This is a genomic window from Acinetobacter sp. BY419 (assembly GCF_019038395.1).
In the GTDB taxonomy this organism is placed as follows: Bacteria; Pseudomonadota; Gammaproteobacteria; order Pseudomonadales; family Moraxellaceae; genus Acinetobacter.
Genome location: NZ_JAGFXZ010000003.1, coordinates 19,514 through 35,312, shown reverse-complemented (window position 1 = coordinate 35,312; position 15,799 = coordinate 19,514). Strand labels below are relative to the sequence as shown.

The 15,799-nt window shown below is 39.2% G+C and carries 14 protein-coding genes and 1 pseudogene; 7 read left to right on the top strand and 8 right to left on the bottom strand.

The genetic code is table 11. From position 1 onward, the window contains the following. Positions 1 to 9 precede the first annotated feature (9 nt). Entirely contained in the window at positions 10 to 360 is a 351-nt protein-coding gene (locus KUG37_RS01795) for a hypothetical protein (RefSeq protein WP_216934151.1), read from the bottom strand. A 44-nt stretch (positions 361 to 404) separates the two neighbouring features. Then, complete coding sequence (tusD, locus tag KUG37_RS01790) at positions 405 to 773, bottom strand: sulfurtransferase complex subunit TusD (protein ID WP_216934149.1); 369 nt, start codon at positions 771 to 773, stop codon at positions 405 to 407. A 70-nt stretch (positions 774 to 843) separates the two neighbouring features. Here tusD and KUG37_RS01785 point away from each other — a divergent pair, with 70 nt between their 5' ends. The 6 genes from KUG37_RS01785 to KUG37_RS01760 all read left to right on the top strand — a co-directional run bounded on the left by KUG37_RS01785 (position 844) and on the right by KUG37_RS01760 (position 5,929). After that, positions 844 to 1,854: an NAD-dependent epimerase/dehydratase family protein gene (locus tag KUG37_RS01785; protein ID WP_216934146.1), complete on the top strand. Its 1,011-nt coding sequence runs from the start codon at positions 844 to 846 to the stop codon at positions 1,852 to 1,854. A 138-nt stretch (positions 1,855 to 1,992) separates the two neighbouring features. Next, positions 1,993 to 3,387, top strand: a complete 1,395-nt coding sequence (fumC, locus tag KUG37_RS01780) for a class II fumarate hydratase (RefSeq protein ID WP_216934144.1) — start codon at positions 1,993 to 1,995, stop codon at positions 3,385 to 3,387. A gap of 127 nt (positions 3,388 to 3,514) precedes the next feature. Further along, positions 3,515 to 4,006, top strand: coding sequence for a hypothetical protein (locus KUG37_RS01775; protein ID WP_216934142.1), 492 nt, complete (start codon positions 3,515 to 3,517; stop codon positions 4,004 to 4,006). A 459-nt stretch (positions 4,007 to 4,465) separates the two neighbouring features. Then, positions 4,466 to 5,068 carry a nitroreductase family protein gene (locus KUG37_RS01770; RefSeq protein WP_216934141.1) on the top strand — a complete coding sequence of 201 codons (603 nt, stop codon included), beginning with the start codon at positions 4,466 to 4,468 and terminating at the stop codon, positions 5,066 to 5,068. A 129-nt stretch (positions 5,069 to 5,197) separates the two neighbouring features. Then, positions 5,198 to 5,560, top strand: a complete 363-nt coding sequence (locus tag KUG37_RS01765; RefSeq protein ID WP_216934139.1) for a hypothetical protein — start codon at positions 5,198 to 5,200, stop codon at positions 5,558 to 5,560. Next, on the top strand, positions 5,561 to 5,929 hold the full coding sequence (locus tag KUG37_RS01760) for a hypothetical protein (RefSeq protein WP_216934138.1): 369 nt from the start codon (positions 5,561 to 5,563) through the stop codon (positions 5,927 to 5,929). A gap of 234 nt (positions 5,930 to 6,163) precedes the next feature. Here the strand turns inward: KUG37_RS01760 and KUG37_RS01755 are convergent. Continuing rightward, a pseudogene (locus KUG37_RS01755) lies at positions 6,164 to 6,915 on the bottom strand (IS5 family transposase). 711 nt (positions 6,916 to 7,626) lie between these two features. Here KUG37_RS01755 and KUG37_RS01750 point away from each other — a divergent pair. Next, on the top strand, positions 7,627 to 8,388 hold the full coding sequence (locus KUG37_RS01750; protein WP_216940123.1) for an alpha/beta fold hydrolase: 762 nt from the start codon (positions 7,627 to 7,629) through the stop codon (positions 8,386 to 8,388). A 15-nt stretch (positions 8,389 to 8,403) separates the two neighbouring features. On the opposite strand, the gene KUG37_RS01745 is transcribed toward KUG37_RS01750, so the two are convergent. The 5 genes from KUG37_RS01745 to tssH all read right to left on the bottom strand — a co-directional run bounded on the left by KUG37_RS01745 (position 8,404) and on the right by tssH (position 15,482). Beyond that, entirely contained in the window at positions 8,404 to 9,351 is a 948-nt protein-coding gene (locus KUG37_RS01745; RefSeq protein ID WP_216934136.1) for a M15 family metallopeptidase, read from the bottom strand. A 124-nt stretch (positions 9,352 to 9,475) separates the two neighbouring features. Next, positions 9,476 to 10,288 carry a type IVB secretion system protein IcmH/DotU gene (gene icmH, locus KUG37_RS01740; RefSeq protein ID WP_216940121.1) on the bottom strand — a complete coding sequence of 271 codons (813 nt, stop codon included), beginning with the start codon at positions 10,286 to 10,288 and terminating at the stop codon, positions 9,476 to 9,478. An 8-nt stretch (positions 10,289 to 10,296) separates the two neighbouring features. Then, a complete protein-coding gene (tssK, locus tag KUG37_RS01735; RefSeq protein ID WP_216934134.1) occupies positions 10,297 to 11,661 on the bottom strand; it encodes a type VI secretion system baseplate subunit TssK in 1,365 nt (454 codons plus the stop codon). 8 nt (positions 11,662 to 11,669) lie between these two features. Beyond that, positions 11,670 to 12,764, bottom strand: coding sequence for a type VI secretion system protein TssA (tssA, locus tag KUG37_RS01730; protein ID WP_216940120.1), 1,095 nt, complete (start codon positions 12,762 to 12,764; stop codon positions 11,670 to 11,672). A gap of 51 nt (positions 12,765 to 12,815) precedes the next feature. Beyond that, positions 12,816 to 15,482 (bottom strand): type VI secretion system ATPase TssH, encoded by a 2,667-nt coding sequence (gene tssH, locus KUG37_RS01725; RefSeq protein ID WP_216934131.1) that lies wholly within the window; start codon positions 15,480 to 15,482, stop codon positions 12,816 to 12,818. Positions 15,483 to 15,799 lie beyond the last annotated feature (317 nt).

Below are 15,799 nucleotides of genomic sequence, written 5' to 3'. Positions count from 1 at the left end.
CCTTATTCCTTACCAGTACAGCACATGATCAAAGCTCTGAATAAATTCAGGATTCAGCTCAATAAATTCGATTTCCTGTTCGCTCTGAGCCACAAACGGAGAGTTCTGGTTTTTCTGTTCAACCAGAATCGGAGTAAGATCATAAAACTCGAAACTGTCGACCATATTCGATGCCAGTTTAAAGGCATGTTGTAACTGATCAAATTGCAGTTCTGAACGCAGAAGACTAAGGGCAGCACCCTGTAGCAGGACTTTAACTTCCGAGCCAAATGTCGCCAAAACCATTGTCGCAGACAGACTCTCATGCACCTGCAGGCTGGTCAGATTGGCTTGAGTTAATATAACAAGTACAGATTTCACACAAGATTCCTTGGAAAAGCAACACATTCTAAAAAATGGAACATCTAGAATTGAATCAGACGTTGTGAGGATTGAACAGCATCGGCAAGTTCACCTAAACCGACCAATTCAAAGGCATCTGCCAGATTATGCTGCTGAATATTGTGACGTTGAGCATTGTCCGGATCTGTAATTCCGCGCGCCAATGCTGCACTTACACAGACCGGGAGGCGAATCTGTAGCGCTTGCCAGGCTTGTATAAGATGACGTTGATCGTCGGGTACCCATTGCAGTGCATTTGCGACCGATACGCCGTCCTGATAGAAAAATACACGGAATGCTTCCTGTTTATCCTGCAAGGCCTGAGCTAAACCCAGGGCATGCCAGGCATAAATGGAAGTCGGTGCGGAGGTAACAAGAATTAAGGTACTCATCGAAATTCACTACAGGCTTGATCAATAGCAACAGATTGATCTTGGCTTCATCAGAAAGTAGGTAGTATAAATGATTTTAGTGACGGGTGGATTAGGCTTTTTAGGCTCACATATTGCTTTAAGTCTGTTAGCACAAGGACTAGAGGTCATTGTGGTCGATAATTTGGCCAATGCCAACTTACAGACTCTGGAGCGTCTTGAATTTATCTCTGGCATGTACGTGCCTTTTATCAAAATTGATATTCGCAATACGCCAGCATTGAACAAAGTCTTTGAACAGCATTCGATTCAGGCTGTAGTGCATACTGCAAGTTTTAAGTCCCTGGAAGAATCAGTATTAAAACCACTTGAATATTATAATGACAATGTCAGCTGTATCATGAGTTTGATGCGTGCCATGCAACGTACCGGCGTGCGTCATCTGGTGCATTTATCCAGTCTGGCCGTATATGGACAATCCGGCACAGATCTCAGTGAAGACTTGCCTTTTAACTATACTTATCCTAATCCCTATATCAAATCGCAACAGATGATTGAGGAAATTATTCGGGATACCGGCAAAACCGACAATGAATGGCGGATCGCAATCCTGCGTCTGTGCAATATTGCCGGTGCCTTTGAACATGGTGTTTTGGGGGAAGCGGTGCCACCTTTACCGAAAAATATTGTGCCTTTGGCAATGCAGGTCGCTGCCCAGCAACGTGAATATCTTGAATTACGCCGGCAGGCCCATACTGCAGATGGCACAGTAGAGCGTAGTTTTCTGCATGTGGCAGACTGTTGTGATGCCGTGATCAAGTCTTTGCAATGGCTATCGCAACAACAAGAATTTAGCTGTGAGGCCTTTAATATTGCCGGAAAACTCATTTCTATTCAGGATTTACTGGATCAGCTGGCTGAAGTGACTCAGTCTGCTATCAAAACCATTGATGCTTTGCCATATCCGCATGCCGAAATGGATCAATTGGGGGCAAACATCGAAAAAGCACAGAATATCCTGCATTGGCAACCTCAGCGCTCAATCAGAAAGATGTTAGAGGATGAATGGTTATTTTATCAAAACACGCTGAGAGGGCAGTAAGTCAGATAATTAAACATATATTTGATAATAATTATCATTTACATGTTCGGCACAATAGTCTACTTTAAATAAATCTAGCAACGTATTGATATAGAAGTTTTTAAAATCAGCAATATGTAATAAAAATTGAGGTTTAACATGCAAACACGTATTGAACATGACACGATGGGAGAAGTTGCTGTACCGAGTGAGGCTTTATGGGGCGCTCAGACTCAGCGCAGCTTGCAAAATTTCAAGATTGGCAACGAACGCCTGCCACGGGCCATGATTCGCGCGATGGGCTTGGTCAAAAAATCGGCGGCCTTGACCAATGCCAAACTGGAGCAGATTCCTCAAGAATTGTCGGGCTATATTGTGGATGCCGCAGATGAAGTCATTAGTGGACAGTGGGATAGCCAATTTCCATTAGTGGTCTGGCAGACCGGTTCAGGTACGCAAAGTAATATGAACTGTAATGAGGTAATTGCCAATATTGCGAATCAGAAACTGGGCAATCATTTAGGTGCGCAAAAACCGGTTCATCCGAACGATCATGTTAACCGTGCGCAATCAACCAATGATTCATTCCCGACCGCGATCCATGTCGCAGCAAGTTTGCAGATCAATGAACTCTTAATTCCAGCGGTGACACGTTTACGCGATACCTTACATGCAAAATCTTTAGCCTTTGCCGATATTATAAAAATTGGCCGGACTCATTTACAGGATGCGACGCCTTTAACCTTGGGTCAGGAGTTTAGTGGTTATGTATCACAGCTTGATCATGGCTTGATTCGCTTACAACAGGCCTTAATGGGTTTATATGAATTACCATTGGGTGGTACCGCCGTCGGTACAGGTCTGAATGCCCATCCTGATTATGCAGTTCAGGCAGCAGAAACTCTGGAAAAGTTAACAGGCCTACCATTTGTGACTGCACCCAACAAATTTGAAGCTTTGGCAGGCCGTGATGCCGCGGTATTTGCTTCAGGTGCATTAAAAACCCTAGCAGTTAGCCTGAATAAAATCGCCAACGATATTCGCTGGCTAGCCAGTGGGCCGCGTTGTGGTTTTGGTGAACTGCGTATTCCTGAAAATGAGCCGGGTTCTAGCATCATGCCAGGTAAAGTCAATCCGACGCAAAGTGAAGCAATGACCATGGTCGTGGCACAAGTGCTTGGAAATGACACTACGATTAATGTGGCGGGTGCATCAGGTAACTTTGAGCTGAATGTGTTTATGCCTGTTATCGCTCATAACCTGTTGCAATCGATCCAGCTCTTGGGTGATGCCTGTAACAGTTTCAATGATCACTGCGCCGTAGGTATTGAGCCAAACCGTGACAAAATTGATCATTTCTTGTATGACTCTTTAATGCTGGTCACTGCATTAAACCCGGTGATTGGTTATGAGAATGCAGCCAAGGTTGCCAAAACCGCCTATAAAGAGGGTAAAACATTAAAACAGGTGGCAGTTGAGCTTGGTTTAGTCACAGCTGAACAGTTTGATGAAGTCGTCCGTCCGGAGAAAATGGTGTCACCGAGTGCCAAATAAGGCTTGTAACGCTTTTATTTTTCAGTCTTTAAGCCTGTTTTATCATGGAATAGGCAGCGGTGGTTTTTATCTCGGCCGGAGTTGCGTACAATAGCACTAGATGAGATTAACCACTGATGATTGTTTTATGCTTGATATTTATTTAACAGATGTTCAAAGAAAGGTGCAATTCAAGGATTATCCAGGTGAGCATCCTGTTAAATTTATTCTGAATTTCAAAAAGATTTTTCCAAGTGTCATGGAACTTCTTTTACCTGTACTCCCAGATGATGAAAATCTGGAAGAAATGTCATGGGAATCGACTAGCGGCGACTTTGAGACATTCCAAATGCTGTTAACCGGTTGGGGCATTATCGAACTGCGTTTGAAGGCGATTACCCAGTTTAAAGATAAAGCATTTGCTGATCGCTTGGTTAAACAGGCCCAACAGAAACGTAAAGACTATCAAAAACAGCAGGTTAAGCTGACAACTGTTGATCTTGATTATCTGTTTATGCACGAAATGCATGCACTGATTGATGCTGAACTGGTTGAGCTAGGTGAGAAATTCTATTTACCGACACTACGTGAGCTTTGGAAAAGCAAAGTATCTATTCAGGTCTTGAACGCGAAATTTTAATTTAAGTTTATAGTTTTAGTTGATCAAATTAGTCCTCCATTTTTGGGGGATTAATTTTGTCTGGAGAACAAGATTTCCTCCCTAAAAAACTAATACTAAAAATAGCCTAAGCAAAATGATGATTTTCTTTAGTAAGCCGCTTCACCCAATTAGAATCATAAAGTTGAATACTTTCCAGGATTTTGCCCGACAATAGGGCGTGATGCACTACTATTTATCCCGGGGCATTCTTATAGGGCAATAATTTTAACAATTGTTCAAAAGTAGATGAAAGTTATCATTTTTAGCTAAAAAATATATAAAAATATCAATTAAATAGCCTAGTAATTACCTTCATTATTTTTTAAGGTATATAGGCTTTACCTTATTGAAAGGTTAAAGCTTCATTGATTAGTTATCCTTCACAAAAATAACTGAAGGTTCAAATTTTACCGAAGATATATCCCAGGATTTTCAAAAATGTCGAATCAGTTTTTAGATTTAATTACTAAACGCCGTACTATTTATGCCATTGCCAAGAATGTTGAACAATCTCCTGAATATTTAACTGATCTGATTCAGACTGCGATCAAGCAAAGTCCATCTTCTTTCAATTCCCAGTCTTCACGCGCCGTCATTTTATTCAATTCAGAACATGAGAAGTTCTGGGGCTTGGTTGCAGACAAATTAAAAAGCTATGCCAAAGACGAAGAGAGCGCTGCAAAAACGACAGCCAAAATGGCCAGTTTTGCAGCAGGCGTGGGCACCGTACTGTTTTATGAAGATCACACCGTCGTACAGGGTTTACAGGAACAGTTCCCATCTTATGCAGACAACTTCCCAATATGGGCAGAGCATTCTACTGCAATCGCGCAATTTGCAACGTGGACGGCATTGCATACCGAAGGTCTGGGCGCATCATTGCAACATTACAATCCGATCGTGGATGAACAGGTACATGCTGAATGGGACATTCCATCGAACTGGAAGCTTCGTGCGCAGCTGGTATTTGGTTCGATAGAAGGTGAGCCGCGCGCCAAAGATTATCTTGCGAATGAAGAACGCTTTAAAGTCTTCAAATAATCTTGAAATTTATATCTGCCCTTAACACTTTTAAGGGCAGATATTTCTTAGATATCGACGAAATCCACATCAGCCTTATTAAAATTAAGTTAAAATAGCGTGCTAATGCAAATTGATGAGTAAGACCGAATGTCGAAAAACACGCAAAACCTGTCACCTTTACAAGAACTGATTGCAGAACAAAAGCTACTCTGTGAAGAAGTAGGCTCGGCTTACGTTGAAGTCAGTGGTGATGATGTTATTGCCGTGGCCGTACATACATTAAAACAGGATCCGATTGTCGGCATTCGTAACAAGCCTGAGACAGCTGAAAATATCAGCTGGTACATTTATGGTGGAGAACCTTCAAGTGAAGATGCTTTTGAAATCATGACAGTACGTGAATTACAGGATATCGCACCAGAAGTGCTACCATATCTGGCTCTGGAAACAGGTTTTCGTTTCATGATTGATGCCGATGATTATGAAGATGTCTGGAAAGAAGGAATCTAAATGCTAAAAAAATCATCTTTCATTTGTGCTGGATTATTGTCAGGACTGAATAGTGTGGTCTTCGCAGAGCCGTTTTCACAAAGTGCCTATGACCAGTTTATTTCAGCGCAGACTAAAATCGTCAATGAAACCAAGCATATTTTAGATGAAAATGATAAAAAAGCAGATGCCCAAACCCAACGCCAGGCTTTCTGTAACCGACTGAAAGCCTATCAGGATATTCAAAAAGTTTCTGAAGAAAATAGCAGTCTGGATATGGCACCGACGATGGCCATGATCGCCAGGAGTTTTCTTGAGCGGCAGGATCAGAGTTTGAATCAATCTGGAATGACTACAGCCGTTTTTTGTAAAAACAGAGAAGTTGAATAGAGCATACACACTTTTTAAATACTGAATCCCTCATATTTCTTAAACAAGACAAGAAATAATATTTTTATTAAAACTTGGGTTTTCCTGATCTAAAAACCGCATATTAAAGAAACCAACTACCTTTGAATTATTGTGTTTTTGTTGAGTTAAACTAAAGTAAAATTCCTATATATATCGACTATCGCGGAGATATATCCAAGAATATTGAAAATTAAGAAGTATTAGGGTGTGTCCTCATTTGGCTTTGCACCAAATAAATATACAGGCTATACGAATCATAGATTTATAATTGCGTGCCAGTTTATCAAATCGAGTTGCAATAGCACGGAAATGTTTTAATCTCGCAAAAGCATTTTCAACTAAATGTCTTAATTTATATAGATATTTATCAAATTCCTTATTCGATCTCTTACTGTTTGATCTCAATGGAATAATGGGAATCATATTCTTGTTCTTGGCATATATTCTAATGTGCTCAGCATCATACCCCTTATCAGCAATGAGATAAGTTGCCTCGTCTACCGTATCAATCAGTTGTTTTGCAACTTGACTGTCGTGGACGTCACCCCCAGTGATTTTAAAATCAATCGGTAATCCATTCGCGTCGGTTGCAAGATGTATTTTTGTTGTTCGTCCACCACGTGATTGTCCAATTGCTCTTTCGAAACCATGCCGAGCTCCACTTGCATGTTGATGCACGCGTATGTAACTTCCGTCAATGAATACCCATTCTTGATCCAAGACGCCTCGTAATCTAAAAAAAATTTATCCCACAATCCCTTGCTTGCCCAACGATTAAAGCGATTGTAAGCAGTTTGCCAAGGACAAAATTCTTGGGGAATATCACGCCATGTGGCGCCTGTACGCAGTTTCCATAAGATCGCTTCCATGATATTTCTACTATTCTTTGAACAGTAACAACCGTGTAATCGCATAGTATCTTGAATTTGCTGCCAGATATCATCGGTGAGAAGAGTACGTGCCATTGAAAAAATATAGAAATCAAAAGAGCTTAAAGGAGGATTTTAAGTATTTAAAACCAATTTTTCAAATGAGGACACGCCCTAGTTAATAATTTATTTTTAAATTTTTTTAGAGTAAGTAGCTAAGCGTAGCTTTGGAGATCGGGTTATTGTTCCAATGTTCTATATTTCAAGCAGGAGGTAAAACTATCTATCCACCCATAAATAGCCTAAGCAAATTATATATTCTAGTAAACCTCATCCTAGATGATTAAAACATACAACTATGATTAAGAAAGGGTGAGCTATCCGCAAAATATGTTTTTTTAAATAATTATTTGGCTTGAAAGAAATTATGACTAAAAAATTTAGTCTATTCAGAATTCTTGAATTAAATCTCTATGATGAAATTAGACATAGGGAGATATAAGATGATCAATAATAATAGTAGCCAAATTTTTCACCACCAAATTTCAATTATAAAAATATAATAAGCTCATCCCATCAAGACTGGGATAAAGCCATGAATAAATGATTTTTTAAATTGAAACTGCATAAAATAACTTCTTTTTTATCTCCTGCATCTTCATTCTTAGGTCAATTTTTTAGCCTAAGCAAAACAAAATGCATATAAATAGCCTAAGTAATTTTTATTCTTTTGAAATTTGGCAATTGATTAATTTCCAATATAAACCCACTATTAATATCTAAAGTATGAAATCACGGAATTCTCAAATGATCCTCAATTATCAACTACACCACCATGAAATTTCTACACTGTCTCCAATGGTCTTTATTCATGGTTTATTCGGTAGTCTCAGTAATTTAGGAATGTTGGCGCGACATTTTTCCGAGCAAAGAACCGTGATTCAACTTGATATACGTAATCATGGTCATTCTGCTCATAGCCCAGACTTAAATTATCAGCTTATGGCTGAAGATGTATGTGAAACTTTATCCAGTTTAAATATTGAAAAATTCATTGTAGTAGGGCATTCCATGGGCGGAAAAATTGCCATGAAGATTGCGGACTTAGCCCGCGAACAAACTGAAAAATTAGTCGTCCTTGATATTACACCGATCGAATATCATGAAGATCATCATAGTGAAATTTTTAAAGCCTTATTCGCAGTACAGCAAGCAAATGTGACTTCACGGCTTGAAGCAGCAAAAATTATGCGTGAATATATTCTTGAAGAAATGGTGATTCAATTTTTATTAAAATCCTTCAATAAAGGCCAATGGCTCTTTAATGTTCAGGCTTTATTTGATCATTATCCAGATATTATGGATTGGGGAAAAGTCGAAAAAATTAATCAGCCAGCCTTGTTCCTGCATGGGGGTAACTCTTTTTATATCTCAAAACCTGAGCATTTTGAGGCAATTGGTGAACAATTTTCTCAAGCAAAAATTGAAGTTATCGAAAATACAGGACACTGGTTACATGGTGAAAAACCAGATGAAGTTATTAAACATATGCAGACCTTTCTGAATTAACACACTACTTTATGTTTAAGGCTGAAATGTCTGTGCCTGTAATTGACCTTCATGTATCAATTGATGCGCCATTTCAGCTGTTTTCTTTAAACCGGGCATACGATATTCAGTATGTCCGAAATCCCTAATGGATTTCCAGCGACCACCCCAAGTTAAACCAACTGATTCAGCAATCTGGCCATACAACTCATAACCACGCATGGCCCATGGATCACGTTCGCTGATCACGACCTTTCCATTCCGTTTAAAGGCAATATCTGCAGCCAACCCAAACTGATGATAGCTTTGAAAACCTTTGGCCTTGGTTATATTGCTGTTTGTTGCCAAAGAATTTTGTCTTTCCGGACTTCGATAACCTTCGAGCAAAACCAGGTCATAACCATGCTGTTCTCGCATAATTTTAAACACCACTAGTAGGCGCTGTTTAAAGCGTGGATTCATCTTATGCCATTTACGGTCTGCTGTGCTGATATCTGGATGTATATGAGTGACTGGTATATGAATGTCCTCATTATTTAAATTAAGGCTTTGCGCTGAAATTACAGGACGATTTGCTAAAGATTCTTCTTGCAAGGCTTCAATAATGAGCTGCTCATCGACCTCAGTCGGAGCCGTTAATATTTGCCCATCTAATAATGCATAAATCTGTGGATCAACTTTCTTTAAATATTCAGATTCAAACTTACTCGCAGTAAGGGGCTGAGTAAAAGTGAACATCATAATACTGCCAAATAAGGTAAAGCTGGCAATCAAAATCCACCATTGCTGTAAATACCAATCGGACTGAATATGCTCAGGTGATGCTGCCCGATGAAATTTCTGAACAAACTGTTTTACGTGAGTATATTGTTGTTTACTTTGTGGAATTAAACCAAGAAATACATCCTGTATCCTGAACCGCAACTCGTAAGATAGCAGAGCTAAACTTAATATAATAAAACTGCTCAATATAATAAAAATCATAAGTTAAATTATTGATCTAATGAGGATTCAATCTAAATTTTTTATTAATACAATTTAACCCAACGGCGTTATTTTTAAGTCTTTATTTTTATCGGGGTTCATTATATTTATTGGAAAATTCTAATCAGGGTAAATGAATTGTAATATAGGCTTGTTCAGCAGGCGTACTGATCAGATTTTGATATTGAGTAAAAACGCCAGCCTGTTCTGTTGACAAAGCATATTTAAAAGCCACAAAGCTGATCACGGCAAATAACAGTAAAAAAATCAGAATCCAGAAAAATGGTAATTCTCGATGAATAATATGCTTAATCTGATCCGGAAGCGCCGAGAAAGGAGCAAAGGTCGCTTTTTTACCTTTGAGATAATCAATCTGCTCCCCAACTCGAGCAATCAGGCTATTGAAATGTTCAGTAGATTCAATACGATACTTTCCATGAAAGCCCAATAAAAGGCAATAATGATATACCTCTAATACTGCAATGCGCTGCTTATCTTTATGCTGTATTTCTTCTAGGTGTTCAAAGAACCGATAACCGGCAAGTTGTGAACCAAACAGGCTTAACTGTAAGGGGCTTATCATCCAAAAATTTTTCAGATCAAAAAATCTCTCATCCTGCTGCGTGACAATTGTTTCATCTACTAAGGCGCAATAGGCATATTCTGCATCTTGAATATCTTTGGCTGCAAATTGCATCTGTCTTGCCTGATATTCAAAGCGTTTTAACATCTCCAGAATTTTTTCACGGAAGGCTTCTATATCTGTTGGAACATAATGATTCTTTAACAGAAAAACAATATAGAAACCCTCATACAGCAGTTCTACCAGACTATTCATAGAGGTAGGATGAGCTTCCACAGATTGCATAGCTGTATAACCGGTTCCGATCTGACCATCATCAAACAGGGAAGGAGAATGGTTAGTGATTGTATTCATTTGTATTTTTATCCATTCATGACAGCAATGAGTTCAATCGCGATATCCTGAAAACCATTCGGGATATAAACACAAATCGATTCCGAGTCCAGCATACGCTGATACATCTCATTATTTGATTCAATTTCAAAATAATGAACACCGGAACGCACCGGAATTGCTGTAGGTACCTGTATGAGATGCTGGACAGGTATAGCAGGCAAGGCTGCAACCACACGTTGTTCTACATCTATAGTGCTGCCGACTTTAAAGCGGATTGGAATATAGGCAATGAGGTCATGTGTGGACATAATGCTACTTGATACAGCAAGATATAGCCGGGTATTGTGGCTGATCTTGTCGCTCTCGAGACTCCCAATCCAGTAGGATGGGCGTGTTTCGTTTAAGCTGACACTGATATAACGGTTCGAGATGATCGTATCGAGTAAATTTCTGAGGATAATATCCAGCTGATTGAAACTGTCATATAAATGATGATGCTGATACTGGGGTAATTGATCTATGTCATAGGCCGTTGAAAATGTAAGTAAGGAGCCACTCAGTCTTAAAAGTTCTGCATATAGCCGTTCCGGATGAATTTGTGGATACTGCAAAATATGATTCAAGTTCGCATGGGCAGTATTTAGGGCATTTACTAGCCAGAAAGAAACAATATCCCCCGAACGAAATTCAATTAGCTTCTGTTCATTTTCACGGTTATTAGACTGAATCGTTTTAATCTTGGCTCGAATGATATTTAAGGTTCGCTTTAAATTGTCTTGCAGATATTCACAGGCCTGAATATGCAGAATCGGAGGAATGAACTTATGATCAAAAATAAAATGCCCCGAACTTTGCCTTTTGATTTGAGCAACCGGAAGATATAAATAGCCATCCAGATGCTGTTGAGGTTCTTCACCAACTTCAAAAAGTTTAAATTCTGCTCGACGGCGTAACAGGGTGATCTCTGCTGTCGTAGCATCGGTGAATAAATCATGCGTTGAGATTAAATGTGAGTGATAGCGGCTAGCGTGAGTGTTGTCGGCATGGCTCACATTTTGCTTATTTGGTTGTAGCATCGGTAAAGCCAAATAAATCTGCATTTCTCCGCGCAGGTTTAAAGTATCTAGTTGTACAGGTTCTGGTAATAAATCCTGTGCAGGTGCCTGATAAATTTCACCATCTTGCCAGATCATTTCAATTTTGCCCAATGCCAATATCTGCATATTGAATTGCGCTTCGTCAAACTGGATAGACTGTATCCCATGAGCAAAAAGAAATGTTGCCCGAATCATATGACTCAAGCGTTGCTCGTGATAGGCATCCTGTAATTGAAAATGTTGTGGTCTTAAAAATAGACCCTCACCCCACAATACTTTTTCTGCTCTAAACATTTTAATATTTACCAATCAGTCTTGGTTTCATCATTGGTATGTACACCCAGTAATTCATGTACATGTTCTACAGGATTCTCATTTTTGATCACTTGAGCTAGCCATTCATGTAGTGGCATCTGGCTCCATTTAATTGTCTTTTGCAGCATGTAGCTCACCGGACTATGCGGTTCATGAGATTGAAAATATCGAGCAATGTCTTGTAATAACTGTATAGCCTGTTGCCGGTTGGCCAGATGGCTTTGGGCTTGAGGCTGAAATTTTTTAATATTTTCAGACGAGGTATTCATCAATATTATTTCGGGAGTATGCGGTTGGGGTGTATTTATCTGACTCTCAAGCGTCGTAGAAGTATCTGTTTTATAAATGCATTTGATACTGAAAAAGATCAATTCAAGCTGAGAATCTGTGCTCGAAAAACTCGGTGCATTAAGCCCTAATAAATGATCCAGAGTATTTTTAAGGTGCTGCCATTGAATATGGATCTCCTGAAGATAATGTTCATTCTGGCTTAATATCATTTTTGGAGTCTTCAGCAACGATTGTTCAAAAGACTCCAAGTCCTGAACAGCATTATTTTCAGAGTAGTCATCTTGCTGCTGTTTTAGCTGTGTATTGCGCTGATGTAAGAATGCCTCATAATCGCCTAAACTATAAAAGGGTGTAGAGCTGACTAAAGGTACCTGTTTTATCAGAGTTGGCAATTGCACAATTAAGCCTTGTAATAACCCCAAACGCTGATCAAGATCATCCTCTTCGATTTGAGGATGTAATGTTAACCAGTAACGTTCTAAACTTTCCTTGGTCAACTCTAATCCTCGAGCAATCCCTTCAAAACCATAGAGATGACTCCAGGCTTCTATGAGCCAGGTATACAATCGAATATCCTTGGTTTTTTCACTTAATAATTCGATTGTTTTGTCATGTACAAGTTGCCAATCGGCCTGTTTCGGTTCAGAGATCCAATCACCCTGATCCAATAAAGGATCATCTCGAGTTTTTGCCTTTTTAATTACATGAAAATCACTCGAAAATGAACAATCCACGCCACAAGGCTGATCGACTGAAATGCCTTTCAATAAATATTCAAATTCCAGACTCATTTTTATTCCCAGTATTATATTTTATTTGTTTTTGGCTTTATTTTTCTGCAACTAGACAGCATCTGCTTTATGTCTTTTAGAACGCACTTTTTTGACTGTTTCCACTTCTGGATCTACGCTATAAAAAATCTCATCATTCTTGATACTGATATGAATCAGTTTAGGGAGCTTTTCCTCACTCATGGCTATCAATATTTCTGTGGCCAAAGCAGGCAATACCGAAGAATTTAAAATATGATCTATATTGCGTGCACCACTATCTACTTCTGTACATCGGCTGAGTAATAGATCAAGCAATTCCTCACTATAAGTAACCTGTATGGCATATTGCTGCTGAATACGTTGGGTGATTTTCTCCAGCTTATGCTGAATGATCTGGATCAATAGATCATCGTGTAGAGGGTAATAAGGCACAACCTGCATACGCCCTAAAAATGCGGGTTTAAATTGCTGATATAAACTGGGTTTGAGCTGTTCAATTAAGCTATTTGCATCCGGCCAGTTTTCGACTGGCTGATTTACACAAGCCTGCATAATGGCACTAGAGCCGACATTTGAGGTCAAAAGGATAGTCGTATTTTTAAAATCAATCATACGGCCTTCGCCATCTTCCAGCATTCCTTTATCAAAGACCTGATAAAATAATTCTTGCACATCACGATGAGCTTTTTCAATTTCGTCCAATAAAACCACACTATAAGGATTACGGCGTACCGCTTCAGTCAAAACACCTCCCTGACCATAACCGATGTAACCTGGAGGTGCACCTTTCAAGGACGATACGGTATGCGCTTCCTGATATTCCGACATATTCATCGTGATCAGATGCGACTCGCCTCCATACAACTCCTGAGCCAAGGCGAGGGCAGTTTCAGTTTTCCCCACACCGCTTGGGCCGAGCAACAGAAACACACCTTGCGGTTTATTCGGATCATCCAGTTTTGCTTTAGATGTCTTAATACCTTTCACCAATTGATGCAGCGCAAAGTCCTGACCCATAACACGCTGCGATAATTTATCTTGTAGCGTTAATATCTGTCGGATTTCATCATTCATCATTTGACCTACCGGAATTCCGGTCCAGTCAGAAATGATTTGATGAATCATAGGGGCAGTTACCCGTTCAAATACAAATGGATTTTTAGCCTGAATTTTTTTTAAACGTTGACGTAATATTTTAATTTGATTCTGATTTTCAATTTTTTCCGATTGAGTTTGTAAAAACTTTATTTCCTGAACCAGTTGAAGTTCTTGTTGCCATTGCTGATCTACTTGAGCAATCTCTTGTTCAAAATTTGAAATATTCTCTGATAATTCAATTAAACGTGGTTGATGAATCGGAAAATTTTGATGCTCCAGACTTAAGATTTCTTGTTCTATCCGTGAATTATGCAGCTGTGCCTGTAACTGGTCTAACTTGGCGGGTTGTGTACTTTGGCTCAAGACGACTCGTGCAGCAGCTGTATCCATGATACTAATGGCCTTGTCCGGTAATTGCCGCCCACTGATATAACGATGTGAGTTACATACCGCGGCAGTAATTGCTTCGTCATCAATCTGTAACTGAAAATGTTGAGTCATTACTGGAATCATGGCGCGTAACATATCGATGGCGGCTTCTTCAGTCGGTTCCTCTACTTTTATCACTTGGAAACGGCGGCTAAGTGCAGCATCTTTTTCAAAATATTGCTTATACTCTGCCCAAGTGGTCGCAGCGATAGTACGCAGTTCACCCCGTGCTAATGCTGGTTTTAACAGATTCGCTGCATCATTTTGACCGGCCTGACCACCTGCACCAATCAGCGTATGTGCTTCATCAATAAACAGGATAATAGGATGACTGCAGGACTGAACTTCTTGAATGATGTATTTCAGGCGATTCTCAAATTCACCCTTTACACTGGCACCTGCTTGTAATAAGCCCATATCCAATACATGGAGTTCTACATTTTTGAGTGCATCAGGTACCTGATAGCTTACAATTTTCAGTGCCAGTCCCTCTACCACTGCAGTCTTGCCGACTCCTGGCTCGCCAGTAAGTATTGGATTATTCTGGCGACGGCGCAGCAGGATATCCAGCATTAAACGGATTTCAAACTCACGACCAATTACCGGGTCTATTTGGCCTTGACGTGCTTTTTCAGTCAGATTAATGGTGTATTGATCAAGGGCAGGTGTTTTATTTGATTTAGGCTGCGAGTTAGATAAATCTTCTTTTATTGCATTGAGTCTAGGATGGCTTGGCTTCTCAATACTCTGCTCACAGAGCTCAGAAAATTGGTGTTTTAGACGATCAATTGGGAGCCGCTCAAACAAAGTGGAAGCACGGATCGACATTTGATATAGATCAGGCGCAGTGAGCAGGGCAACCAGTAAGTGCCCGCTTCGGATCATCGGGTTTTGCTCTGTAGAAGCTAAAAGCCAGGCATGTTCTAATGCACGAATAATGGAGTTGGCAAAGATAGGCGTGCGAGAATTGCCTTTATTCATTTGCTGAATGCTCTGATTCAGATCATTGATTAAATCATCTTCCGCAATTTTATATTTTTTAAGCAATAATTTGAGGTCATTCAAGGCGGGTTGCTGTAGTAATTCTAAGAAAAAATGCTCAATTTCGATTTCATAATTTTGATTTTTAATGCAGGAGTTCGCCGATTTTTCAAGGCATAGGCGTGCATGTTCAGATAATTTCGTAATCAAAATTTTTAAATTACTCATATTTTTCTCTCTGAGAATATATAGCCTGATATTTTTAGAATTTATATCTATATATTTATTATTATTAGGTTTATTTTTTATTTATTCAAATTTCTCTGTGAGCTATCAAAATACTTTAGCTCAATATTTTTGGCATATTCTAACCAGAATTCCCCAAAAGTCTGTATTCATTGGTCGGAAACTCATTATTTGTGAAATTACATAAAATTTTTAACTAAAACTCAATTTTGTATTGACTTCCTGTGATCATTTTTTGTTAAATCCGTAACAAGATTTTCAAATTATAAAAATAGAAAAATCCTTTTGACTATAAAAAT

What these genes read in the sequence shown, in the direction of transcription:
- tusD (WP_216934149.1), bottom strand. Translation starts at nt 773, where the DNA reads ATGAGTACCTTAATTCTTGTTACCTCCGCACCGACTTCCATTTATGCC.
- KUG37_RS01785 (WP_216934146.1), top strand. Translation starts at nt 844, where the DNA reads ATGATTTTAGTGACGGGTGGATTAGGCTTTTTAGGCTCACATATTGCT.
- fumC (WP_216934144.1), top strand. Translation starts at nt 1,993, where the DNA reads ATGCAAACACGTATTGAACATGACACGATGGGAGAAGTTGCTGTACCG.
- KUG37_RS01775 (WP_216934142.1), top strand. Translation starts at nt 3,515, where the DNA reads ATGCTTGATATTTATTTAACAGATGTTCAAAGAAAGGTGCAATTCAAG.
- KUG37_RS01770 (WP_216934141.1), top strand. Translation starts at nt 4,466, where the DNA reads ATGTCGAATCAGTTTTTAGATTTAATTACTAAACGCCGTACTATTTAT.
- KUG37_RS01765 (WP_216934139.1), top strand. Translation starts at nt 5,198, where the DNA reads ATGTCGAAAAACACGCAAAACCTGTCACCTTTACAAGAACTGATTGCA.
- KUG37_RS01760 (WP_216934138.1), top strand. Translation starts at nt 5,561, where the DNA reads ATGCTAAAAAAATCATCTTTCATTTGTGCTGGATTATTGTCAGGACTG.
- KUG37_RS01750 (WP_216940123.1), top strand. Translation starts at nt 7,627, where the DNA reads ATGATCCTCAATTATCAACTACACCACCATGAAATTTCTACACTGTCT.
- KUG37_RS01745 (WP_216934136.1), bottom strand. Translation starts at nt 9,351, where the DNA reads ATGATTTTTATTATATTGAGCAGTTTTATTATATTAAGTTTAGCTCTG.
- icmH (WP_216940121.1), bottom strand. Translation starts at nt 10,288, where the DNA reads ATGAATACAATCACTAACCATTCTCCTTCCCTGTTTGATGATGGTCAG.
- tssK (WP_216934134.1), bottom strand. Translation starts at nt 11,661, where the DNA reads ATGTTTAGAGCAGAAAAAGTATTGTGGGGTGAGGGTCTATTTTTAAGA.
- tssA (WP_216940120.1), bottom strand. Translation starts at nt 12,764, where the DNA reads ATGAGTCTGGAATTTGAATATTTATTGAAAGGCATTTCAGTCGATCAG.
- tssH (WP_216934131.1), bottom strand. Translation starts at nt 15,482, where the DNA reads ATGAGTAATTTAAAAATTTTGATTACGAAATTATCTGAACATGCACGC.